General features: G+C 69.8%; 25 protein-coding genes and 1 pseudogene. 5 read left to right on the top strand and 21 right to left on the bottom strand.

Annotated elements, in window-relative coordinates:
* Window positions 1-13 precede the first annotated feature (13 nt).
* Both AS594_RS39415 and AS594_RS45240 read right to left on the bottom strand, forming a co-directional pair.
* Entirely contained in the window at window positions 14-1,057 is a 1,044-nt protein-coding gene (locus AS594_RS39415) for a DUF6292 family protein (RefSeq protein WP_069936228.1), read from the bottom strand.
* 16 nt (window positions 1,058-1,073) lie between these two features.
* Entirely contained in the window at window positions 1,074-1,247 is a 174-nt protein-coding gene (locus AS594_RS45240; protein WP_167368171.1) for a hypothetical protein, read from the bottom strand.
* 442 nt (window positions 1,248-1,689) lie between these two features.
* On the opposite strand from AS594_RS45240, the gene AS594_RS39405 reads away from it, so the two are divergent.
* Entirely contained in the window at window positions 1,690-3,546 is a 1,857-nt protein-coding gene (locus tag AS594_RS39405) for a zeta toxin family protein (RefSeq protein WP_240509391.1), read from the top strand.
* Here AS594_RS39405 and tnpA read toward each other — a convergent pair.
* Window positions 3,434-3,847 (bottom strand): annotated as a pseudogene (gene tnpA, locus AS594_RS42385) (IS200/IS605 family transposase); the annotation flags it as partial. The gene AS594_RS39405 and the pseudogene tnpA sit on opposite strands and share 113 nt — an antisense overlap.
* Between tnpA and AS594_RS39400 the strand changes: the two are divergent.
* Window positions 3,803-5,050: an RNA-guided endonuclease InsQ/TnpB family protein gene (locus AS594_RS39400; protein WP_069936323.1), complete on the top strand. Its 1,248-nt coding sequence runs from the start codon at window positions 3,803-3,805 to the stop codon at window positions 5,048-5,050. The pseudogene tnpA and the gene AS594_RS39400 sit on opposite strands and share 45 nt — an antisense overlap.
* On the opposite strand, the gene AS594_RS39395 is transcribed toward AS594_RS39400, so the two are convergent.
* Window positions 5,037-5,312, bottom strand: coding sequence for a hypothetical protein (locus tag AS594_RS39395; RefSeq protein WP_069936324.1), 276 nt, complete (start codon window positions 5,310-5,312; stop codon window positions 5,037-5,039). The two genes, AS594_RS39400 and AS594_RS39395, sit on opposite strands and share 14 nt — an antisense overlap.
* 253 nt (window positions 5,313-5,565) lie before the next feature.
* Between AS594_RS39395 and AS594_RS39390 the strand changes: the two genes are divergently transcribed.
* Entirely contained in the window at window positions 5,566-8,199 is a 2,634-nt protein-coding gene (locus AS594_RS39390) for an ATP/GTP-binding protein (protein ID WP_240509390.1), read from the top strand.
* Window positions 8,200-8,273: 74 nt separating this feature from the next.
* Here the strand turns inward: AS594_RS39390 and AS594_RS39385 are convergent, their stop codons facing one another.
* From AS594_RS39385 to AS594_RS39370, 4 genes are all read right to left on the bottom strand, one after another.
* The gene (locus AS594_RS39385) at window positions 8,274-8,648 is read right to left on the bottom strand and encodes a PIN domain-containing protein (RefSeq protein WP_069936224.1); all 375 of its coding nucleotides are present in this window, start codon (window positions 8,646-8,648) and stop codon (window positions 8,274-8,276) included.
* Entirely contained in the window at window positions 8,645-8,899 is a 255-nt protein-coding gene (locus AS594_RS39380) for a hypothetical protein (protein ID WP_069936223.1), read from the bottom strand. The genes AS594_RS39385 and AS594_RS39380 overlap by 4 nt, the downstream gene beginning before the upstream one ends.
* Before the next feature lie 148 nt (window positions 8,900-9,047).
* Window positions 9,048-9,419, bottom strand: coding sequence for a fic family toxin-antitoxin system, toxin component (locus AS594_RS39375; RefSeq protein ID WP_069936222.1), 372 nt, complete (start codon window positions 9,417-9,419; stop codon window positions 9,048-9,050).
* Between the two features lie 2 nt (window positions 9,420-9,421).
* Window positions 9,422-9,685, bottom strand: coding sequence for a hypothetical protein (locus tag AS594_RS39370; protein ID WP_240509389.1), 264 nt, complete (start codon window positions 9,683-9,685; stop codon window positions 9,422-9,424).
* Between the two features lie 720 nt (window positions 9,686-10,405).
* Here AS594_RS39370 and AS594_RS39365 point away from each other — a divergent pair.
* Window positions 10,406-10,771 (top strand): hypothetical protein, encoded by a 366-nt coding sequence (locus AS594_RS39365; RefSeq protein ID WP_069936221.1) that lies wholly within the window; start codon window positions 10,406-10,408, stop codon window positions 10,769-10,771.
* Between the two features lie 2 nt (window positions 10,772-10,773).
* Window positions 10,774-11,103 (top strand): DUF6233 domain-containing protein, encoded by a 330-nt coding sequence (locus AS594_RS39360; protein WP_069936220.1) that lies wholly within the window; start codon window positions 10,774-10,776, stop codon window positions 11,101-11,103.
* On the opposite strand, the gene AS594_RS48290 is transcribed toward AS594_RS39360, so the two are convergent.
* The 13 genes from AS594_RS48290 to AS594_RS39300 all read right to left on the bottom strand — a co-directional run bounded on the left by AS594_RS48290 (window position 11,100) and on the right by AS594_RS39300 (window position 20,548).
* Window positions 11,100-11,438: a hypothetical protein gene (locus AS594_RS48290; protein WP_420877922.1), complete on the bottom strand. Its 339-nt coding sequence runs from the start codon at window positions 11,436-11,438 to the stop codon at window positions 11,100-11,102. The two genes, AS594_RS39360 and AS594_RS48290, sit on opposite strands and share 4 nt — an antisense overlap.
* A 2-nt stretch (window positions 11,439-11,440) precedes the next feature.
* Window positions 11,441-11,998 (bottom strand): non-homologous end joining protein Ku, encoded by a 558-nt coding sequence (gene ku, locus AS594_RS48285; protein WP_420877921.1) that lies wholly within the window; start codon window positions 11,996-11,998, stop codon window positions 11,441-11,443.
* Between the two features lie 512 nt (window positions 11,999-12,510).
* Window positions 12,511-15,018, bottom strand: coding sequence for a tetratricopeptide repeat protein (locus AS594_RS39350; protein WP_240509388.1), 2,508 nt, complete (start codon window positions 15,016-15,018; stop codon window positions 12,511-12,513).
* A gap of 92 nt (window positions 15,019-15,110) precedes the next feature.
* The gene (locus AS594_RS47405; protein ID WP_069936218.1) at window positions 15,111-15,581 is read right to left on the bottom strand and encodes a hypothetical protein; all 471 of its coding nucleotides are present in this window, start codon (window positions 15,579-15,581) and stop codon (window positions 15,111-15,113) included.
* Between the two features lie 825 nt (window positions 15,582-16,406).
* Window positions 16,407-17,090: a LysR substrate-binding domain-containing protein gene (locus tag AS594_RS39340; protein ID WP_276207488.1), complete on the bottom strand. Its 684-nt coding sequence runs from the start codon at window positions 17,088-17,090 to the stop codon at window positions 16,407-16,409.
* Window positions 17,036-17,656, bottom strand: a complete 621-nt coding sequence (locus AS594_RS39335; RefSeq protein ID WP_069936216.1) for an Lsr2 family DNA-binding protein — start codon at window positions 17,654-17,656, stop codon at window positions 17,036-17,038. The genes AS594_RS39340 and AS594_RS39335 overlap by 55 nt, the downstream gene beginning before the upstream one ends.
* Window positions 17,653-17,934 carry a WhiB family transcriptional regulator gene (locus AS594_RS39330; protein WP_069936215.1) on the bottom strand — a complete coding sequence of 94 codons (282 nt, stop codon included), beginning with the start codon at window positions 17,932-17,934 and terminating at the stop codon, window positions 17,653-17,655. Before AS594_RS39330 ends, AS594_RS39335 begins: the two co-directional genes overlap by 4 nt.
* Entirely contained in the window at window positions 17,931-18,143 is a 213-nt protein-coding gene (locus AS594_RS39325; RefSeq protein ID WP_069936214.1) for a hypothetical protein, read from the bottom strand. Before AS594_RS39325 ends, AS594_RS39330 begins: the two co-directional genes overlap by 4 nt.
* Window positions 18,140-18,619 carry a hypothetical protein gene (locus AS594_RS39320; protein WP_069936213.1) on the bottom strand — a complete coding sequence of 160 codons (480 nt, stop codon included), beginning with the start codon at window positions 18,617-18,619 and terminating at the stop codon, window positions 18,140-18,142. Before AS594_RS39320 ends, AS594_RS39325 begins: the two co-directional genes overlap by 4 nt.
* On the bottom strand, window positions 18,616-18,903 hold the full coding sequence (locus AS594_RS39315) for a hypothetical protein (RefSeq protein WP_069936212.1): 288 nt from the start codon (window positions 18,901-18,903) through the stop codon (window positions 18,616-18,618). The genes AS594_RS39320 and AS594_RS39315 overlap by 4 nt, the downstream gene beginning before the upstream one ends.
* 91 nt (window positions 18,904-18,994) lie before the next feature.
* Window positions 18,995-19,261, bottom strand: coding sequence for a hypothetical protein (locus AS594_RS39310; RefSeq protein ID WP_069936211.1), 267 nt, complete (start codon window positions 19,259-19,261; stop codon window positions 18,995-18,997).
* A complete protein-coding gene (locus AS594_RS39305; RefSeq protein ID WP_069936210.1) occupies window positions 19,258-19,761 on the bottom strand; it encodes a hypothetical protein in 504 nt (167 codons plus the stop codon). Before AS594_RS39305 ends, AS594_RS39310 begins: the two co-directional genes overlap by 4 nt.
* 103 nt (window positions 19,762-19,864) lie before the next feature.
* Complete coding sequence (locus AS594_RS39300; protein WP_069936209.1) at window positions 19,865-20,548, bottom strand: DUF6919 domain-containing protein; 684 nt, start codon at window positions 20,546-20,548, stop codon at window positions 19,865-19,867.
* Window positions 20,549-20,563 lie beyond the last annotated feature (15 nt).

Below are 20,563 nucleotides of genomic sequence, written 5' to 3'. Positions count from 1 at the left end.
GGCACTGACAGCACTAGGACTTGGGGCGCTTGGAGCCCTTGCGGCCGTCGGCGAGCTGCTCGAGCAGCTCGGCCGGCTCCGGCCGGATGCTGCTACCGAGGTAGCGGATGCCCTCGTCTTCTGGAGCGGTTCCGGTGTCCTTGCCGATCGGGTGGCGGCGGCTGGTCGCGGTTCGCCATCCGTACCGCTCGTCCCACACCAGCGCCGGCGAGGTCTGGCTCGTGGTGAGCGGGACGGCTGCCGCCAGGTGCTCGTCGGCGAGCCGGCGCACTTCCACCTGGACCAGCTCGGCGACGCCGGCGGCGGCCAGGGCGTCGGCCACCTGCTGCAGGTACGGGCGTGCGCGGCGGGTGCGCAGCTCGGCCTCGGCGATCGTTGCGGCGCCTCGGTGGGTGACGGTGGGGTAGCCGAGGTGCTCGGCGGCCTCGAGCGGGGTGAGCTGGGGGTCGCTTTCGATCAGGTCGGCGATGCGCCGGCCGCGGATCTGCGCGAGGCCGGCCTGGGCGGTGGGGAACTTCGCAATGCCCAGGGTGTCGGCGACTTCGGCGAGCGTGATCGCCGGGTTGTCGTCGAGAAGCTCTGCGATGCGAGGCAGGATCTCGTCGCGCGGGATCATGTCGCCGCTGCCGGTGCGGCGGCCGCCGCCGGCGCCGCGGCCGGGGCGGGACTTCTTGAAGTCGCGGACGACGCGGCGCGGCCAGTGCTCTGTGCCGTTTTCCTTTGGGACCAGGACGACGTGCTGGGTCAGTTGCGGGTCGCTCTTGTACTTGTTCCAGCTGGCCGGCGACACGCCCAACTCGGCCGCGGCCTCGTGGCGGTCCAGCAGGTCCTCGTCGTCATCGACGTCCGGCAGCTCGGGGACGGGCTCGCCGGCCCAGAAGGCCTTCGTCTGCTCGCTGTCCCACAGCTTGGCCCGCGCGTCTGGCGAGCTGATCGGGGCGGGATGCCCCTCTTGCTCATACGGCTTGGTGTTGCGGAAGGTGCCCAGCGGCTTGCCGACCGCGTCAGCCAGGTCGGCCATCGTCTGTGCGTACTTGCGGCGTCCGGCGCGAATCATCTTCTTCGTATCTCCATCAGGGGGCGGGCGGGGCGCTGGTGTCCGTGCCCCGCCCGGCGGCCGCGGCGCTGCCGGGCCAGGCCAGCTGCGCGCTCTCGTCTGCGGCGCGGTCAGCGGCCTCGGTGACGGCGGGGGCTTCCAGCTCCTGGACGTGGTGGTCGGCGTCTCGCCGGGTGAGGTAGGTGGGCATGGGCTGTTCCTTGCGTGAGGTGTGTTCGGTGTCGGCGCGCTGCCACGGCACGCCAAAGAGACAACAATAACCCCTTTGCGTCACCTTCGGCAAGGGAGCGCGTGCCGAATGTGGCGTCGGGCCGATAGACTCGCCGACGAGACCACCTCTCGGGTTCTCCCGCGGAGTGTGTGTTTTCGGTTGGCCGGCGCCCTTGCCACCCGCTTCGGCGGATTGGGCGTCGGCCTTTTGCGTGCCCGTTTCCGTTTGCCAGGCCGCCCCCGTCGCACATCAGCCAGGCAGCGCAACCGGCGCCTTCCGGCATGCCGCATTCCACATTTGTGATGCATGCATGATATAGTTGTCTTATTGCTCTGGCGGCTGGCCAGCACACGAATGACACGTACGAAGAGCACGACTTGCAGATCTGCAGGAACACGCTCGTGGCTGCCCAGGAGAACCGGTGAGAGATAGGGACGTCGTATCGGTCATGCTGTCCGACGAGGAAAGCCGCGACGTCCTGACCCGGGTGATCCTTCCGGCGTGGACGAAGGGAGCTGCCCGCCAGGACCGGCCGGTCGTCGTGATCGTCGGCGGCCAGCCCGGTGCAGGGAAGACCCAAGTCGCTGACCTCGTACAGGCGGCGCTGGACCGTCGCGGCGGCGCGGTGCGGATCGGCAGTGACCTGTACAAGGCCGCGCACCAGCACTACACCGAACTCCTGGCCGTCGATGTCCGCACGGCCGGAGTCAAGGTCCGACCGGACACGCGCCGCTGGCAGGCTGCCGTCGAGGAGTACGTCCGCATTCACGGATTCGACGCAGTGGTGGAGTCGGCTCTGGCCGATCCCGCCGAGTTCCGTACGTCCGCTGCCGCGTACCGGCGGGCCGGCTCCCGGGTCGAGGTGGTCGCGCTCGCGACCCCGCAGGCGCTGAGCCAGCTCGGGATCCTGGACCGCTTCCTGACCGAGGCGGTCAGTAGAGCGGGCGGGCGGTACGTGTCGTGGGAGAACCATGACTCCTGCGCGAAGGAGATGTTGACGACGCTGGCGGCCATCGAGGCCGAGCAGTTGGCCGACCGCATCACCGTCGTACGGCGAGACGGCACCGTCCTGTACGACAACGAGCTCATCGACGGGACGTGGCGGCGTCGGCCCGCAGCCGAGAAAGCGGTGACGTACGAGTGGAGGCGGCCGTGGAGCGCCCGGGAGACGGAAGTCTTCCGTCGTGACCTGGCCCGTACCGACCAGCGCCTGCACCGCGATCTGGCCGATGAGGACGGGCGCCTTGCGGTCCAGCGGGACGCCGAACGTGCCGCCGCGCTCGCCGAGCCGGTCCGGCGGATCGCTCAGCCGCGCCGGACGGCGCCGGGCGTGGACTACCACCGGCTGTCCGCCGAGGAGCACCGCTGGGTCTTCGACGAGCTGATCGCACCGTCCTACCTGAACAACATCGTCGGCCGGGATGATCTGCGGGCCGTGTACGTACTGGGCCAGCCGGGAGCGGGGAAGCTGCTGGCGGCCAGGATGGTCAGGCGGGCCATGCGGCCGGGGACGACTCACTTGGTCGGCGACGACTTCAAGGCGTCGCACCCGGACTACCTGCGGCTGCTGACCGAGGATCCCCGCAACGCCGGCGCCGCGATCCGGGCTGACTACCGCGCGTGGTTTGCCGAGGCCGAGGCGTACGTGCGTCTGCGGCGCGGTGATGCGCTCATCGAGGGCGCGCCGGGCAGCGTGGACGAGTTCCTGGCCAGCGCGCTTCCGTTCGCGACCGACCGCTACGGCATCGAGCTGGTGGTCCTGGCTGTGCGGGAGGCGGACAGCCTGCTGTCGACGGCGCTGCGCTACGCCCGCTCCCTGCAGATCGGCGGCTATGCCCGCTTCACCTCCAGGGCCGGGCACGACCAGTGCTTCCGCGCGCTGGCCGACGTCGTCGAGCTCGCCGAGCGGCATCCGGCGATTGCGGCCGTGACGGTGATCCGGCGGGACGGGCAGGCGCTGCTGCGCCACGAGGCCGGCGGAGCCGGGCGTGCGTCGTGGGCGCTGGCCGCAGAGCGGATGCGCCCCTACACCGAGCAGGAGGCCGGGGCGTTCCTCCGGCTCCACCAGGCGCTTCGCAGGGCGCTGCCGCGGCACCGTGCGGAGCTGGACGACATCTCCGCGCTCGCCCGCCCACTGATGCCCGTGCGGGTACAGCCGGCCCGGATCGACTCGCCGCATCCGCACGTCGGACCCCTACCCGTACTACGCAAAGCGCCAGCGGCGCTTTGCTGCACAATGCGGCGAAGTACGAGGGCGACCACAGGTGCCCGTACATGATGGCCCGATTGATCCGGCCGGTGAACTCCTGCCGTATCCGTCGGGCCGACACTTCCTTGAGGAAGTTGACCAACTTGGAGACGGCGGCCTTGGGCGGGTAGTGCACCAGCAGGTGTACGTGATCCTTCTCGCCGTTGAACTCCTTCAGCTCCGCCTCGAAGTCGGCCGCAGACCTTCCGCATGATCTCTTCGATACGGCTCAGCATCTCGTCGTTGAACACTCCGCGCCGGTACCTCGTCACATATGTTCATGGCTATGCAGCTCCGCTACAACTACCGGGCCTACCCGGACGCCGCCCAGCGCCGTGCGCTGGCCCAGGCGTTCGGGTGTGCCCGCGTGGTTTGGAACGACTGCTTGCGCACTCGCAAGGAGGCGTATGCGGCCGGGCTGCCGTACGTGAAGCCGGCGGAGCTGTCCAAGACGCACATCACCGAGGCCAAGCACACCCCCGAGCGGGCATGGCTGGCGGAGGTTTCGGCGGTCGTCCTTCAGCAGTCCCTCCGGGACCTGGACACCGCCTACAAGAACTTCTTCGACGGCCTCAAGAGGAAGCGCCTCGCGATGGGGCCGCCCCGGTACAAGTCCAAGAAGGACACCCGGCAGTCGATCCGCCTCAACACCAACGCCTTCTCCCTACAGTCGGGCGGCACGGTGTACGTGGCCAAGGTCGGCAATCTCAAGGTGAAGTGGTCCAGGCCCCTCCCGGCCGCACCCACCAGCGTGACCGTCACCAAGGACAGCGCGGGCCGGTACTTCGTCAGCTTCGTCGTGGACATGGCCCCCGAGACGCTGCCCGAGCTGGAGACGGAAGCCGGTATCGACCTCGGCCTGTCCGCGTTCGCCGTCCTCTCCGACGGCCGAAAGATCGCTGCTCCGCGCTTCCTGCGCAGGGCTGAGAAGAAGCTCCAGCGCCTCCAGCGGGAACTGTCCCGCAAGGCCAAGGGATCGAACAACCGGGCCAAGGCCCGCATTAAAGTCGCACGCCAGCACGCCCGCGTGGCGGACCGGCGCCGAGACTGGCACCACAGGGAATCCACGAAGATCATTCGCGACAACCAAGCGGTGTACGTGGAAGACCTCGCAGTGTCCGGCCTCGGCCGTACCCGGCTCGCCAAGTCCGTGCACGACGCCGGATGGTCCGCGTTCGTCTCCATGCTCGAATACAAGGCCGCCAAGCACGGCCGGCACTTCGGCAAGATCGGACGCTTCGAGCCGACCTCTCAGGTCTGCTCGGCCTGCAGCATCAAGGACGGCCCCAAGCCCCTCCACGTCCGTGAGTGGACGTGCGGAGAATGCGGGACCGTTCACGACCGCGACATCAATGCAGCTCACAACATCCTGGCGGCGGGACGCGCCGACAGGCTAAACGCCTCGCTGAGCGCCGGTAAGACCATGGCGAAAGTCCCGGCACAGCGCGTTGAAGCAGGAAGCCCCCGGAAGGGTCAGATGACCCAGGCCGGAATCCCCGCCCTCTCGGGCGGGGAGCACGTCAAGACTCGTTGAGCTCCTTCAGCCGGGCGGCGTAGACGGCGGCGATCTGGGCCGCCTCCTCTGGGTCGGCGGTCGCCAGCTGTGCTTGGTCGGCTAGCGCGGCCTGCCGGGCCTGCCTGAGCTCCTCGATCCGTTCCTCGTCGGGCACGGGGGCGTTGTGCTCGGCGGCGATCCGGGTGTTGTACCAGAGCACCACGTCCCGCACGATGCCTGCGGCCTGCTGCTCGTCACCGCCTTCCAGGCCGGAGAAGTCGGGGATATCGGGGTCGGACACGGCGACCACCCTCCTTATTTGATCTTGAAAGGGAACTCGTCATTGTCCTCCCGCCGCCTCCCCCAGGACAGCGTGGCCGACGCGGCGGCCACGCGAAGGGCGGGAAGCCACCCTGTGCCGCGCCGTCCAGTCAGGGGATGCTGTCTCCCAAGGACCCACCGCAGGGCATAGGTTGGGGCCGGTTGATCATCTAGCGGGGGTTGGCGTGGCGGGACGAGATCTGCGAGCGCTGTTCAGCAGCAACGACCGGGGCATGGCAACGACGGAGGCGTTCACCAACCGCCAGCTGCAGTGGGAACTGATCGCGGCCGCGCTCGCCGAGCACCTGCGGCACACCGCCGACCGGGGCTTCGACGTCGAGGACCTCGAAGCCCCGCGCAACAACCTGATCGTGTTCCACGGCGTCGGCGGCATCGGCAAGACCACGCTCTCCCGCAAGCTCGAGAACGCGCTAGCCGGCGCCGAGCACCGACCCGCCCAGTGGGGGGAACCCACCTGGAGCGGCGAGCGGATCCTGCCCGTGCGCATCGACCTGGCCCGCTCAGCCAACACGGATTTCGAGCAGCTCGTGCTGACGATCCGTGCCGCGCTCGCTGAACTCGGCCGGCCGCTGCCCGCTTTCGACCTGGCCCTACGGCGCTACTGGGAGCAGCAGCACCCTGGGGAGTCACTGGAGGAGTACCTGCGCCGCGGCGGACTGGTCGGCCGGTTCGGTAAGGCGATGCCGCAGCAGATGCAGGCCGCTCTCGCGGACGTCGCCCAGGCGCTGCTGCTGCCGGGCAGCGTTGGCACAGCGGTGGGTGCGGTGGCCGGCTCCCTCACGAGGGCGCTGCGGGATCGGCGGCAGACTGTCCGCGCGCTCTCCGGGTGTGCGAGGCTCGCCGATCTGCTGGAGGCCGAGCCCGATCTGGAGGCGCTGTCCTTCTACCCGCACCTGCTGGCGTGGGAGCTGGCCCAGCTCCCGGCGGACAAGCGCGTGACGCCGGTGGTCCTGCTGGACACCTTCGAGGACGTCGGCGACCGGACCCACCGTGACCTGGAGCGCCTCATCCAGCGTGTGGTGTGGCTGATGCCCAACGCGTTCTTCATCGTCACCGGCCGCTCCCGGTTGCAGTGGGCCGAGCCTGCGTTGCAGGGCCAGCTCGACTACACCGGACCGGCGGCCTGGCCCGGTTTGGCCGCCACCGCCGTCGTACCGGCCGCCCGTACTGCGGCGACAGGGGCCGCGCGGAGCGGCGGGCGGCAGGTACTGGTTGGGGACTTCTCACCCGAAGACTGCGACGACTACCTCGCCCGCCGACTCGCCCGCGACGGCCAACCCCTCATCAACGCTGAGATCCGCCAAATCATCACCGACCGTTCCCACGGCCTGCCGCTCTATCTCGACCTGGCGGTGATGCGTTTCCTCGAGATCCGACGGACCGGTCGCGAACCCGTCCCGGCCGACTTCGACCATGACTTCGGCGCCCTGATCGCCCGGACCCTGTCCGACCTCACTCCCGAGGAGCGGCACGTCCTGCGCTCCGTCGCCCTGCTGGACGCCTTCGACCTCGCTCTGGCGACCCGGGCCGCGGGCATGTTGCACGAAGCGCCCGCGATGCGGCTGATCGAGCGGCCCTTCGTCCGCGAAAGCGCCTTCGGGCTGTGGCCCTACCACCTGCACGGCCTGATCCGCTCCACCGTGCGCAACGCCGACGACCAGGCCGACGACCGCTGGTCCCCGCGCGACTGGCACCAGGCCGCCGAACGTGCCCTCGCCGCACTCGGCGAGCAGTGGACGACGGGTACCGGGCGGGACCGGATGCTGCTCGTCAGCTGCCTACGCCAAGGCCTGGTGCTCGCCCGCGACTTCCGACTCGAGCTGGGGTGGCTCACGGAGGCGGCGTGGAGCTACGTGAGCGACTCCGTGTGGGAGCCGCTCGCCCCACCCACCCGGCCGGAGTCAGCCAGCATGGAGACAGCCGCTGACGCCCTGGTCGAGCTGCTCAGCACGCTCGCCCGGCGGCAGCACGAGCACCGGGAACACACCGCCGACCGGCTCGCCGCGGTCACCGGCACCGGGCTGCTTCCCGCCGATCTGCACGAGATGGCCGTCTACTACTTGGCCAAGGTTCAGCGCGACCTCGGCCGCTCCGGCGCCTCGCGCCGGGACATGCAGCTCGTCGCCGACGGCGGCGGCCGCCTCGCCCCTGCGGCCCGTCGCGGCCTGGCCCACCTCGCCCGCCTCGCCGGCGACTTCCCCACCGCGTACGACACCGCCCGCACGCTCGGATGGGAGGGCCGTCACCACCGTGTCGAGGGCGACATCTGGTGGCCCCACGGCGACATGAACCGCTCCGCCACCGCGTACGAAGCAGCCCGCTTGGAAGCCGAACAGCACGGCGTCGCCGGCGAACGCGCCACCTCCCAAGCACAGCGCGCCTTCGTCCTCGCGTTCACCAATCCAGAGCGTGCCGACGACGAGATTGAACTGGCCCGCCACCTCATCACCGGGCTCAACCTGCGCCAGACCGGCCACACCATCGAGATAGCCACCCTCGTACGCGACGCCGGAACACAGACGGACCTCGAGGACCGCGCCCGAATCCTTCGAGAAGAGATCCACACCTCCGGCATCACCCATGCCGCAGCCGCCCTCGAACTCGCCATGTGCTTCCACCACGCCGTGCTCGACAACGACCACGCGTTCACCACGGCCATCGCTCGCCTGCGCGACCTCCCCCAAGGCGGCGACCACGCGTACTACGTCGACATCGCCCACTTCATGGCCGGCCTCTCCCTCAACGGCGCCTCCGGGGCCCGGTGGCTGGACGGCGGGCAGCCCACCCGCAACCGCTGGCGCACGCTGGTCACCGCACGGCGCGAGTACCTGCGCAACGCGCGCTGAGAATGAAGTCGGCGGCCGTTTCCAGTGGAAACGGCCGCCGTTCCTGCGAACGCTGGCGGCTGGATGCGACGCAGTCAAGTGGGATTGAGCAGGGTGATGCCCGTTCCCGCGTACAGCTCGGGCTCAAGTGACAGAACCGTGAGCGGCTCGCCCGCCTTGACCGCCTGCCAGGCGATAGCTGCCGCGTGGGCCACTGGCCAGGCCACGCTCGGCCAGTCCATCGCATCGACGGCGTGCGCTGTGCTGAAGGGGACGTTCTCCGAGAAGCGCAGCGACGCCGCGTGCTTGCCCGCTCCTGCAATCTGACGCTCGGCAGCCAGGACGGACAGCGACGGGACCAGGACGCGACCGGTGCCGCGCGAGGCTTCGATGTACAGGCCGGTGAAGAACGGGTCCGCCTGATAGAGGGCGGTCAAAGCGGTGTGGTCCAGGACGGCCGTCAGATTCATGCGGCAGCGCTGCCCTGATGGGCCCGGATCTTCGCCCAGGCGTCTTGGCCGGCCTGTTCGACCTGCTCGGTGTACTCGATGCCGAGCTCCGAAGCGGCCTCGAGGGCGCGCTGCTCCCGCTCGGCAGCCGTGAGCTCGCGGGTAGCGAGCTCCTCCAGCAGCTCCGTGATGGTGGTGCCGCGCTCGTCGGCCAGGGCGCGCAGCCGGTCGCGCACCTTCTCGCTGGTCTTGATACTCGTCGGCTTACTCATGCCGACGATTCTACCGCCGGTAGAACTCATCAGTCCGGGTCCTGCCTTGTGGGCAGCCGTGGCACCGGTCGATGAGCGGCCGGCTTCTCGAGGCCTCGATCGATGTGTGGCCTGAGCAGTCCTCGATCCCGCTCGCCCCGCCCCGTAACTACGGCTTCCAGGTGCGCAGCAGGGCAGCGATGCGGGCAGCGGTACATCGGGGGTCGTAGAGCTCCTGGGCGAGAGCGGTGAGCTGGTCGCGGGTGGGGTCCGTGGGGATGCCGCTGGCATTGAGATACATGACGGCGACAGCGCAGGCGACGGTGAGGTTGGAGCCCTCGAGCCAGCGGCATCGGCCGAGGGTGTGGACCAGGGCGGCGGCGCGTGCGTAAGGGCCGCCGTACACGGGCTGTTCGAGTAGTTCGGCGCGGTGGCGAGCGACGGCGGCGAGCGGGACACCGAGGTCGTCGGGCGCCGGGTCGCGCTGGCCGGCGCGTTCGGCGACTTCCAGGATCCAGGACAGGTCGACGTGCAGGGCCATGCTCACGCAGCGGCGCTCCGGGCGTTCGGGGCGGGGGCGTGCTGCGTGTCGAGGTCGGCTTCGAGGTCGGCGAGGAAGTGGGCATGGCGGTCGATGAGGTGCTGGGCCGCGGCCATGCCAGCCGCCCGGGCGCCGGTGGTGTCCTCGGCAATGAGGCGTTCCACGTAACGGTTGAAGTCGAGGCCGCGGGCGGCGGCGGCGTCCTTGCCGGCAGCGAGCACATCGGGCTCGAGCCGGAGCTGGGTCTGCTTCTTCGGGCTGCTCACACCTAGAAGGTAGCAGGGTGGTAGCAGTAGGTTGGGCGTTCTGGTGAAATCCTTCCAGCCCCAGGTGAGGAATGGAGTCCGCGCAGCCTGCTCGACGAATGAAGATCGCCAGCGAAGCCTCTCCGCGGATGGGCCACCCCGCGCTTCTGAGAGCGCCGCGCCCGCTGATCTCCAGCACCCCGGAATCCAGGTCTCCGCCCACGACACCGAACGGACCTTCAAGGTCGTCGATGCGCAGCACGGCGTCCTCCGCTTCATGAATGGCCCAGGCGGCCGCGCGGACGGCGGAATCACTATCACCCTCTACATAAAAGGTGCCGTTCCAGCCTGGAAGGCCATGAAGCCTAGCTCGGCCTGCCGATGAGACGTGCTCCACATGCTCCTTCCAGCGATTCAGACGGGCTCGACACCGAGAGGTAGATCCGCCTGCCAAGACTTCAGCTTCAAGCTCAGTCATAACCTCAGCCTGCCTCGGAGCATCCGCCGTGCGTTCCGGCCAATCCAGAAGTGAGGCTCGATATCAGCCCGTCGCCAAGGCGGCCGGAGCTGGCCGGCAGCCCATCTCGCCATGCCCAGCCGAGGGACGCAGGGGAACATCGCGGGGTTCTCACGCCAGCCGCACCCCAGGATCCGCCGACGCGCACTGACCAGCGGCGGGGCTGGGCTGAACGTCGCGTGCCCGTTGGCAATCAAAAATCGAACAGGAGTAGCATTCCGGCTGTGGCGACGTACGACTTTCCCCGAGACCTTCACTCCGCGCAGACCCGCCTGCACCAGGCACGGGCTGAGTACGAGGAGCTGGGCCGCACCTTGCCGTGGTCGGTTGAACCCAGCGAAGGGTGGACGGCGCCCAAGGTGCTCTACAGCGACGGGGAACCCCGGAGCCTGCCGGCCAGCCCCGGCTACACGGACGAGCAGAAGGCCGCGGTGACCCGGCTGCGCCGCGAGCTGCTGGAGCTGTCCATCACGGTGTCAACACACCCGTACTGGGCGACGGTCGGCAAGGATGTTCTGGTGGACCGGCGCATGGGGCTCAAGCACGTCGACGACCCGGCCCTCGGCCAGGCCGGCGCGGAAGCGGCGTAGCCATGCCTGGCCTGCCGTCGCTGTCCCGCCTGGACCGTCTGCGCATCGTGGAGGAGTACCAGGCGTATCAGCTGGACCGCACCCGGCAGACAATCAAGCAGCTGGAAGAGCAGGAGCAGCATGAGCGCCGACGGCAGCGCGCGGCGCACGCCCAGTCTTCGTGGAAGATCCAGCCGAAACGGGCCGGGACGGACGCCCTCTTGCACCGGGGTTCCTGCACTCTCTACGAGGGACACGGCGCATTCATCAATGAATTGGAGGCCCGCACCGCGCTCAGTGAGCGCGACATCGGTCCGTGCCCCGTGTGCCGGCCGGAGACCGGCCTGACCTAGACGCTGGACTTCCGGCTGGTCTTCTTCGCCGGCTTCTTGGCCGGTGCCTTCGCGGCCTTCCGCTCGACGTGCCCGGCCATGTCGTGAACGCTCCCATCGTCGACTTGTCTGCGAGCGTGGCGGGCCTGCTCCATCGACTCCTTGAGCGCAGCCATAAGGTCCACAACGGGCGCAGCGGCCGGGGACGGTTCGGCGCCCTCGAGCTTCATCCCCTCGGCCTTGGCGGCAATCAGCTCCTGAAGCGCGTCCTGATAGTGGTCGCGGAACCCCTGGATGTGGTCCATGGCCATTGCCTCCATCAGGTCCACCGCAGCGTCGATCTCCTCATCACTCACCTCTACAGGGCGGGCGCCACCGCCTCCGGGGAGTGGATCTCATCCGGCCACCGCATGGAGTGCAGGACAATCGCGTCGCCCCGGACCCGCAGCAAGCCCAACCTTTCCCTGTTGTGCCAGGCATATTTCGCCACTGCAACCTTGCTGGACCGCTCCAAAGCCATGCGAAGCAACGTGTATGGCTTGGCAGCGACTCCTTCGGCGGCCAGGTAATACGAGTCGCCGATCCTTATGGGGTCGACACTCTCGGCGGGGACGAAGGCGACGATCTCGATCGCCTTCGCGGTCGGCAGCGGCAGCGCGTCCAGGTCGGCATCCGTGACCTCAACAACCTGGTCCTTGGAGATCTCGTAGCCGCGCCCGATTTCGTACTGATCCAAAACTTTGCCGTCGAGTTCACAGACCTTTTGGTAGCGAATCCGGCCCATATCCGCCTCGTGGTAGAGGTGGAACGCGATGTTGTGGTTCTCCGTGGCACTCAGGACCCGAATAGGGATCGTGACCAGCCCAAACGAAATGGCTCCACTCCATACAGGGCGCGGCATGACGACCTCCAGCATGTGGGAAATCCAGCCTAATGTGGGGTCTGTGGGATCTCAGATCGGCTGGCCGAATCTCACGGCCGATGGCCGTTCCGTGGCCGATCGGCCACGAAGCTGAGACTGGCTGACCTGTTCACTCGTTGGAGAGTGAAACTGCCGTCACACTCAGTGTTCGTCGTAGCGATGGTGAAGCCCTCAAGGACCAGGCGTGGGGAGCCGCCTCGGTTGATCTGCTGCGTTCGGCCGCTCCGTGGCGGACGTTCCGCTGGCACAGGGGACAAAGTCACTACTCGGGGGTCTACTGGTCGGCGACGACACGAGGTCACGTGATCTATGAGGCGCGCCTGGAACTCGCTCGTCTCCTGTTTGCTGACTCTGACCCCTTGATGCTCAGCACACCCAGCGGGCGCCCACGAGCTCAATCACCGCCCGCGCAAGACCCACGGCTACCGACTTCGGCACAGGTCTACGCTGGCCTTCTGAACAGCGGTGATGCGCTGACCGCTTGAGCTCGCCATTGTTATCGGACACTACGGCTCGCACCATTCAGCCTGCTTCCGCCAGAGGGCGAGGCTGTGCCGGGCGAGCAGGGTGTGGGGGTGGTCGGGGCCCGGCGCTCGCAGGGAGTCGGCCAGCAGATCGGTAATGGCGGCGGCGGCTCCGGCCGCATCCCCCGCACCCCGCCATAAGGCGAGGTTGTGCTGGGCGAGCAGGGTGGCGGGGTGGTCGGGGCCCAGCACCCGCAGGGAGTCGGCCAGCACTTCACCGGTGGCAGTGGCGGCCCCGGCCGCATCCCCCGCCTGCCCCCGCCAGAGGGCGAGGTTGTGCCGGGTCGCCAGGATGTTGGGGTGGTCGGGCCCCAGCGCTTTCAAGGAGTCGGCCAGCACTTCGGCAATGGCGGTGGCGGCCCCGGCCGCATCCCCCGCGTGCCCCCGCCAGTGGGCGAGGTAGTACCGGGTGACCAGAGTGGCGGGGTGGTCGGGGCCCAGCGCCCGCAGGGAGTCGGCCAGCACTTCCGCAAACGCGGTCGCGGCCCCGGCCGCATCCCCCGCCTCCCCTCGCCACCGGGCGAGGTTGTGCCGGGCGAGCAGGGTGGCGGGGTGGTCGGGGCCCAGCACCCGCAGGGAGTCGGCCAGCACTTCACCGGTGGCACTGGCGGCCCCGGCCGCGTCCCCCGCCTGCCCCCGCCAGTGGGCCAGGTTGTGCCGGGTGGTCAGGGTGTCGGGGTGGTCGGGGCCCAGCACCCGCAGCCGGTCGGCCAGCACTTCGGCCGTGGCGGTGGCGGCCCCGGCCGCATCCCCCGCCCGTCCCCGCCAGAAGGTGAGGTCGGCCCGTGTGGTCAGGGTGTCGGGGTGGTCGGGGCCCAGCACCCGCAGCCGGTCGGCCAGCACTTCGGCGAACGCGGCGGCGGACCCGGCCACATCCCCCGCCTCCCCTCCACCTCTCCAGTAGGCGAGGTTGTGCCGGGTGGTCAGGGTGTCGGGGTGGTCGGGGCCCAGCACCCGCAGCCGGTCGGCCAGCACTTCGGCCGTGGCGGTGGCGGCCCCGGCCACATCCCCCGCCTCCCCCCGCCAGTAGGCGAGGTAGTGCCGGGCGGACAGGGTGCAGGGGTGGTCGGGGCCCAAGTTCTGGCGGGCGGCGATGTGCAGGTCCTGGAAATTGGCGCGGGCGGCGGTGACGAGTCCGGTGTGGCCGAGGCTGTTTCCGGTGTGGAAGAGGACCGGGTGGGCGTCGGGCTGCCACAGGGCGTCTGCGGCGTGGGCGTTCAGGGCGGCGGTGTTGGCGCGCAGAGCCTGGCCGAGGGCAGTGTCGCGTTCGACCTCGGGCCAGGCCTCATACAGGGCGTCGGCGCAGGCGCGGGCCGCCCTGCCGCGTACAGCAGGGCTTAGGGCTTCGCGGGTGGCACGTTGGACGAGGTTGTGGACGCGTACCTCCTGGTGAGGGGTGTTGGGGGTGTGGTCGGCCAGGCTGAGCCGCTGTAGGCAGCGCAGCGCGTCGGCCGCATCGTCCTCCCCGACCGCGCGCGGGGATGCGTCGGGATCGGTGCCGCTGTGGGGGGTGCGGTGTTCGTTGAGGTAGGCAAGGGCCGGGGGTGAGGTCAGGACGGTGGCGGGGATGCCGTTGGGGTCGAGCAGGGCCACCAGGTGGAGCATGGGGCGGGCCAGGCCCGTCGGGCGGAGCCGGTCGGCGTGTTCGATGGACAGGGACCAGGTGGCGGCCACCGTGGCGCGGTGGGCGTCGGGCAGGCCGCTGTCCTCGGGGACCAGGTCGGGCAGGGTGCGGGCGCGGTCGGCCAGCCGTACGCGGTAGGTGGCGCAGTCCAGGTGGAGGTCGAGGAGATAGGTGACCGCCTGGGCCAGGGCCAGCGGCAGATGGCCCAGGTCGCGGGCGAGCTCCTCGACCTGCCCGGGGTCGTCGTGGCGGCCTTGGGCGGCGAGTTTGGCCCTCAGGTAGCCGACGGCCTCGCCCTCGGTGAACAGGCCGACATCGATGAGGTGGCCGGGCAGGGCGGCGTCGCGGCGGCGGGTGGTGACCACAGTACGGCCGTTCGGGCGCGCGGGCGGCCACAGGTCACCACCCCGTCCGTCCGTGCCATTCAGGTGCGCGGGGTCACTCACGTCGTCGAGCACGATCAGCCATCGCCGGTCGGTGGACTGGGCCCAGGCCAGGAAGCGGACGGCGGCCCGCTCAGGGTCGTCGAGACCGGCGCGTTGAGGGTCGTCGGGGTCGGTCACCGTCACAGCGGCCTCGGCGTAAGCGCTCAGGACCGCGTCCCGGCTGGTCGCGGTGACCCACACCAGCAGATCCACCGCCCCGGCCTGCCACGCGGTGCGGGCGTGGTGGGCGGCAAGCTGAGTCTTGCCGACCCCACCGGTCCCGGACAGCACCTGGCACAGCACCGCCGTCCCGCCCCCGGCCACCGCTCGCTCCAATGCATCGACGGCATCGCGGTGCTGGAAACAGTCCGCCTGCCGCGGGACCACGCCGACCAGCCGCGGCCAGGAGAGCGGCGCCCGCGGCGCGGCGTGGTGCGTCACCGAATCGGCGCGGCCGACCACCAGGGCGCCGGACTGCGCGTAGAGCGATGTCTGCGCAGAGATGTGCGGGGCCTGGCTGGCGCCGGGTGCGGTCAGCGCTGCTCCGGACCCGGCATCGGAGGGTTTTGGAGGGTCACATCGCCCATGCGCAGGGCGGCCGCCGACCCGCGGTCGGCCTTGATGTCGGCGTTGCCGCCGATGGCGATGCCGTCGTCCCCGGCCGTGACTGCGCCGGCGGCCTGCCGGGCCACCAGTTCGCGCAGTTGCCCGGCGGCTTCCTCGCGGTCCGCCTCGCCCAGACTCTCCAGTAGGTCCTCGCACCGGGCCTGCCAGGATGCTTCCAGCCGGGTACGGACCTGGTCGGCGCCACCGGGGTCGGCGCGGTCCAGTTCGAGAGCCGACCGGTCCAATCGTTCCAAGACCACCTGGGCTTCCCGCGCGTCCCGGCGCCCAAAGAGCAGGGCCGCCCGGTCCCGGAATCCCGACCACACCTCGGTGCCGGCCGCCGAAGCCACCGCCGCCCCGAACGCCGAAGCCAGAACAACCAACGCCTGATCCAACATGCCATCCCCCCGCAAGACGGCCGGCCCCATGTCCCTATGCCGGTAAAGCGTACCGAGCCGGGCACCTCGCCGAACCGCCTCGGCAGACTTTGCTTTTTTTGGGGGCAGATCGCGCGACGGCCGTCAGGCGTCTGCCCGGTCTGCGGCCGGTGTCGCGCTGTGCGCGAACAACGCCGCACCACGACGGCCTGACGGCACCGCATCGCAGGCCCAGCAGGTCAGCGCCCACCCGCCGATTCCGAGCGCCTGTCGCCGGACCGTCCACACGAGGAGCGTCGGTAGTCGATCACGGTGTCCAAAGAGTCGTTGTCCGGTGGTGTTCCAGCCGATCCGCCTCGGCCTTCCGACGGCGGCCACAACCGACGGCGCGAAAGGGATCGTGTGACCTGCGCAAGCCCGTGTGTGGAAGAGGAAATGGCCACGCTCTTGAGACAGGAGCGTGGCTAACGTCATGAGACAGCCCGAAGAACAGCAGGTCACGGCCACTCGACATGGCAAGGAAGCTGAGATCCCACAGGGTCTCAAATTCCGTGTCAATTTCTCGGGCGCAGTCTCACGCCGATGTCATGTCGCAAGTCAGCGGCTTGCCTCGAACACGAGAGCTGAGGAAATGACACGGACCTTGAGACGACCGGCGGATGACACGGCGTGAGACGCCAGGCAGAACCCCAGGTCACGGCGCTGCCGCATGACACGAAGCCTGAGAACCTACATAAAACGGACACGCGTGAGCGACCCGTGGAGCCGGTGGCTTCGAACGAGGTCGGCACCGTCGCGGATACCGCGCTGGCATCGTGGATGACTCCCGCCCATGTGGGGTGGCGTTCAGGGCGGCGGGAGGTGCGTGGTGCGGTCCTGTCGCGCTGCTGTGCGCAGTGCCGCGATGACGGCCGCCGTCGTCGGGTTGGTCGTCTCCGTGTGACGGATCGCGGCGAACAGGCGGCGCAGGATCGGGTGGTCCTCGATGGGCGCCGTGCGAATTCCGGGTCCGACCGGGTCGATGGCCGTCCGGGGGGCGAGCGCGGTGGCGAGGCCGGCTCGTGCGAGGGTGAGCTGGGCAGCGATGTCAGCGGTGACGTAGCGCGGCGTGGGGGTGAAGCCGGCCTGGTGACAGGCATGCAGGATGGCCTGTCCGCATTCCGTGGTCGCCGGTGGCACGACGAGGTCGTGCGTGGCCAGTTCGCGCAGGGCGACGGGACGCTGGTCGGATCCGTCGGCGGCGGTGACGACGAGCAGCGGATCGTCGAGCAGCGGCGAGACCCCGATGCCCTTGGGTGCGGTCTCCGGCAGGTGGTGGTACCGCTGCCCCAGCACCACATCGACGGTGCCGAGCGCGAGTTCCCGCAGTTGCGCCTGGTCGGTGACGAGACAGGTCACGGCGAGCTCAGGATGACCCGCCCCGTACCGGTGAGCGGCTGGCCGCCGTCCGCGTCGGCGGGTAAGTCGGCCATCGGTTACCCGGCCTGGCGCTGCGCGGGGACGGTCGCCTTGCCGTCCCGGTTGTTCCAGGCGTCCAGAACCTGCTTGGGGATGGAGCCGACCTGGGAGACGGCCATCCCCTGGGTGTGGGCCCAGGCACGGATCTCGTCACGCCGGCGCTTGTCGGCGAGCGGCGATGCCTTGGCCGGAGGAGGAGTCTTGGGCCGCTTGCCGGCGTTCTTGAGCTGCCGCAGTTTCGCCTGGGCTTGCAGGAGCTGCTCGGTTACCGCGGCGACTTCCCTTTCCGCCGCTTCGACGGCGGCGGCGCCCTGCTTGAGCTGCTGCAGTTCACTCAGGCCAGTGCGGATGCGCTTGGCGAGGTTTCGGATGCGGGCACTGTGGTTGTTTTCGCCCCAGGCCAGGGCCTCGAGCACCTGCGCCAGCTGCGGGTCGGCTCCCTCGGTGGGGGCCTTCTCGTGTTTGGTGTTGGCGGTGGTCAGCTTCTGGGCCTTGGCGTGAGCCTCGGTCAGGCCCTCGATCTCGGCGATGGCGGCGATCTGGCCCACGCTCACGTTCGGGAGTCGCTGGTGGATTTCCTCGGCCGGAGTCTGGTTCTTCAGCATGATGACGATGAGGTCGCGGTCGGCGTCGGTCACTTCGACTCCTTCTCGGCGGTGGGGGTGAACTCGCGGCGCAGCTTGGAGCGCCGCTTGCTGGTAGTGCCGGCCCAGATGGCCTCGCCGGCGTCTTTGGGGTGGTCGATGGCCCAGGCGAGGCACGCTTCACGGGTTCGAATCGGGCAGCGGCCACAGGCCAATTGGGCGGCGACTCGGTCGTTGGTGTCCTCGTTGGTCCACCAGTCGGGGTCGGCGCCTGGGGCCTGGCACGGCTCGGTCCCGGTAAACCGCGGGAACGGTGCGAGACGAGCGCTCACGAGGTCGCTCCGGTGGGACGGACGGTGTGCATGTCGCCGCTGACGTCGGCGTGGGTGTGGGCTCCGTCGCCGAGTTCGCTGGCGCGCTGGTCGGCGATGCGGTTATTGTCGAGCCTGCTGACGGAGACCGATTCCAGGATGGTGGCCGGACGGCCGGTGCACAGGCGGCAGGCGGTCAGAAGCGTCGTACGGGCTGGGGCGGTGGTCATGCGTTCCACACACCCTTCGGGCGTACGTTGTCGATGCCGCCGACGGTGGGCAGCAGGAACTCGAAGGGCTCCCAGCTCGCGAGTTGGTACAGCTCCAGCAGTTCGGTGCCGAATTCAGCCTCGGCGCCTGTGAAGTGGTCGTCGAGCGCCTGGTGCTCGTGCCTGAGCTTGTTGTGCTGGGGCGTGTGGGGGTCCGGGGTGAGGTAGGCGACGACGATGCCGGTCTCGGTGCGCTCCAGGACGTACAGCCGTCGCACGGGCGCCTCTTCAGGGTCGGCGTCGTCACGTCGGACCCAGGTCTGGCGGGTGGCGGCGATCACGGCAGGGTCGCCGGCGTCGGCCGCGTCGGTGATCCGCTGGTAGGCGTCGGTGCGGGTGATCTGCTCGCGATCGACGAGATCGTTGACCTGGGCGCTGAGGTGGTCGCCAAGGGCCTGGCCGCCGATGAGGTCGTTGAGGGTGGCGAGGTTCGTCATGAGCGGGCTCCGCTCTTGCAGGTGCGGTCGGGGTCGACGGCAGCCAGCAGGCGCTGGAGGGCGGAGCCGGCGTAGGCGCGGCGGTAGGTGGCGGGCAGACCGCAGTTCCAGCAGTCGGCTTCCTCGCCGCGCCAGGCGACGTCGCAGTGGGTGCGGGAGCACACGAAGTCCTGCGGCTGGGGGCGCAGCCGGGGGCTGCGGTGCGCGATGCTCCGCATGATCGCGGCGACGGTGCGTGAAGCGCTGGTGTTCGGCCGGCGCCGGGTGCGAGTGGTGGCGTGCATGATGGGGGTCTCTCTTTCTCGCTTCTGCGGGGTTGAGGGCCCGGGACGGCCGGCGGTTTCTCAGGACCTTGGCGGCCGTCCCGGGGCGTATCTACTGGATGCGTTCGTGCAGCTCGGCCTGGTTCCAGTCCAGGTCCCAGCCCGGGCGCAGGGCGCGGGCGGACCAGTCCCACTTGGCGTTACCGGCGGGGATCTCGTCGCCGTCCTGCTGGCGGCGTACGGCTTCGCGGTAGACGTCCTGGGCGGCCTTGAGGGCCTCGGCTCGGTCGGTGGCAAGTCCGGCGAAGACGTGCCACCCGGTACGGCCGGTGTCGTCCTTTATCGGGACGTCGATCTCCCACAGGCTGCGGTGCTTCATGCGTCGACCTCCGGGACGTGCGCGGCCGTCAGGGTGAGCGGGGTGACGAGGTAGCCGGTGGAGCTGTCTTCCTGTGTCTCGTCGTCCTCGCCGGGGTAGAACACGGCCAGCTCCTCGACCGCCTCGTCGTCGCCGAAGTCGGGGATCCAGGTGAGGATCGCTCCGGTGGGCAGGCCTTCGCGGGTGCGGAGGTCCTCGCCGTGGGCGCGGGCGGCGTCGCGGTTGGTGTAGAGGCCGAGCGGCAGCTGGCCGTGCTCGTACTCTGCGCGGTAGATGGTCAGCTCGACCGGCTCGCCGGGGGCCAGCTCGGTGATGCCGGGGAAGACGGCCTCGGCGGCGGCCAGGCGCTGCTCCAGCATCTCGATGTGGGCGAGCAGCTGCGGCACGCCCTGGGTCGGGTTGCCGGTGCTGGCGGCGGTGCGCAGGCGGATGTCGTGGACCAGGTCGCTGCGGTCGGTGGGGGCCGCGGGCGCCGTGCGGGTCAGGGTGGTCGGGGTCACGAAGTGCTCCGTTTCGGGTGACGGTGGCGGGCCGGGCTGTCCGGTCCCCCGCGTCGTCCGGGCCGGTGGCCTGCGGACCGGACGACACGGCCAGGTGGACAGATCAGGGCTGGGGCGTGGCGTTCGGCAGGTCGATGCAGCTGCTGGCGGGGAAGACGGTGCCCTCGAGGCGGATGCCGGTTGGCAACACCAGGGCGTGGTGGGCCAAGGCCTTGGTGAGCACGGGCCACAGGAGGCTGTCTCGTCCGTACTGGGGATCGACGACGGTGATCGAGGCGGCGTTCGTCAGGGTGGTGAACAGGTCGCGGTCGATGAGGCGCGCCGACCACAGGACGCGCAGGTACTCCGGCGGGACCGCGCCGAAGATCGTGTAGTCCTGCCCGTCGACCTTCGTTACCGGGATGTCCGAGCCGGGATGGTCGACGCATACCAGCAGCCCGGCATCCCGCGCGGCGGTCGTGATGCAGCGCACCAACTGCTGGTTGTCCCGGTGGATCCAGCCGATCACGGCGGCCCGCTGCTCCCACAGGTCACCGTCGCTGCCGCGCTCGATGAGGCCGGGCTGGGAGTTGTCGGTGAGGTAGCCGGCACGGTTGGCGGCCGCCAGGATCGGCACCAGGTGCGCGGTTTCCTTGTCGGGCCCGTAGTTGGGCGTGGCGCAGCTGGGATGGGAGGCGACCTCGCCTTCGAGCCAGAGGGCGGTCAGGTGGCCGAGGTCGGCGATGGAGCGGGCGGCGCGCCAGCGAGCGCGGTCGGTGCGGGTGATCCAGGGGAGTCGGATGCGCATGGTCGTCGCTTCTTC

It is taken from the genome of Streptomyces agglomeratus (assembly GCF_001746415.1).
Classification (GTDB): domain Bacteria; phylum Actinomycetota; class Actinomycetes; order Streptomycetales; family Streptomycetaceae; genus Streptomyces; species Streptomyces agglomeratus.
This window is presented reverse-complemented; position numbering and strand designations above follow the sequence as displayed.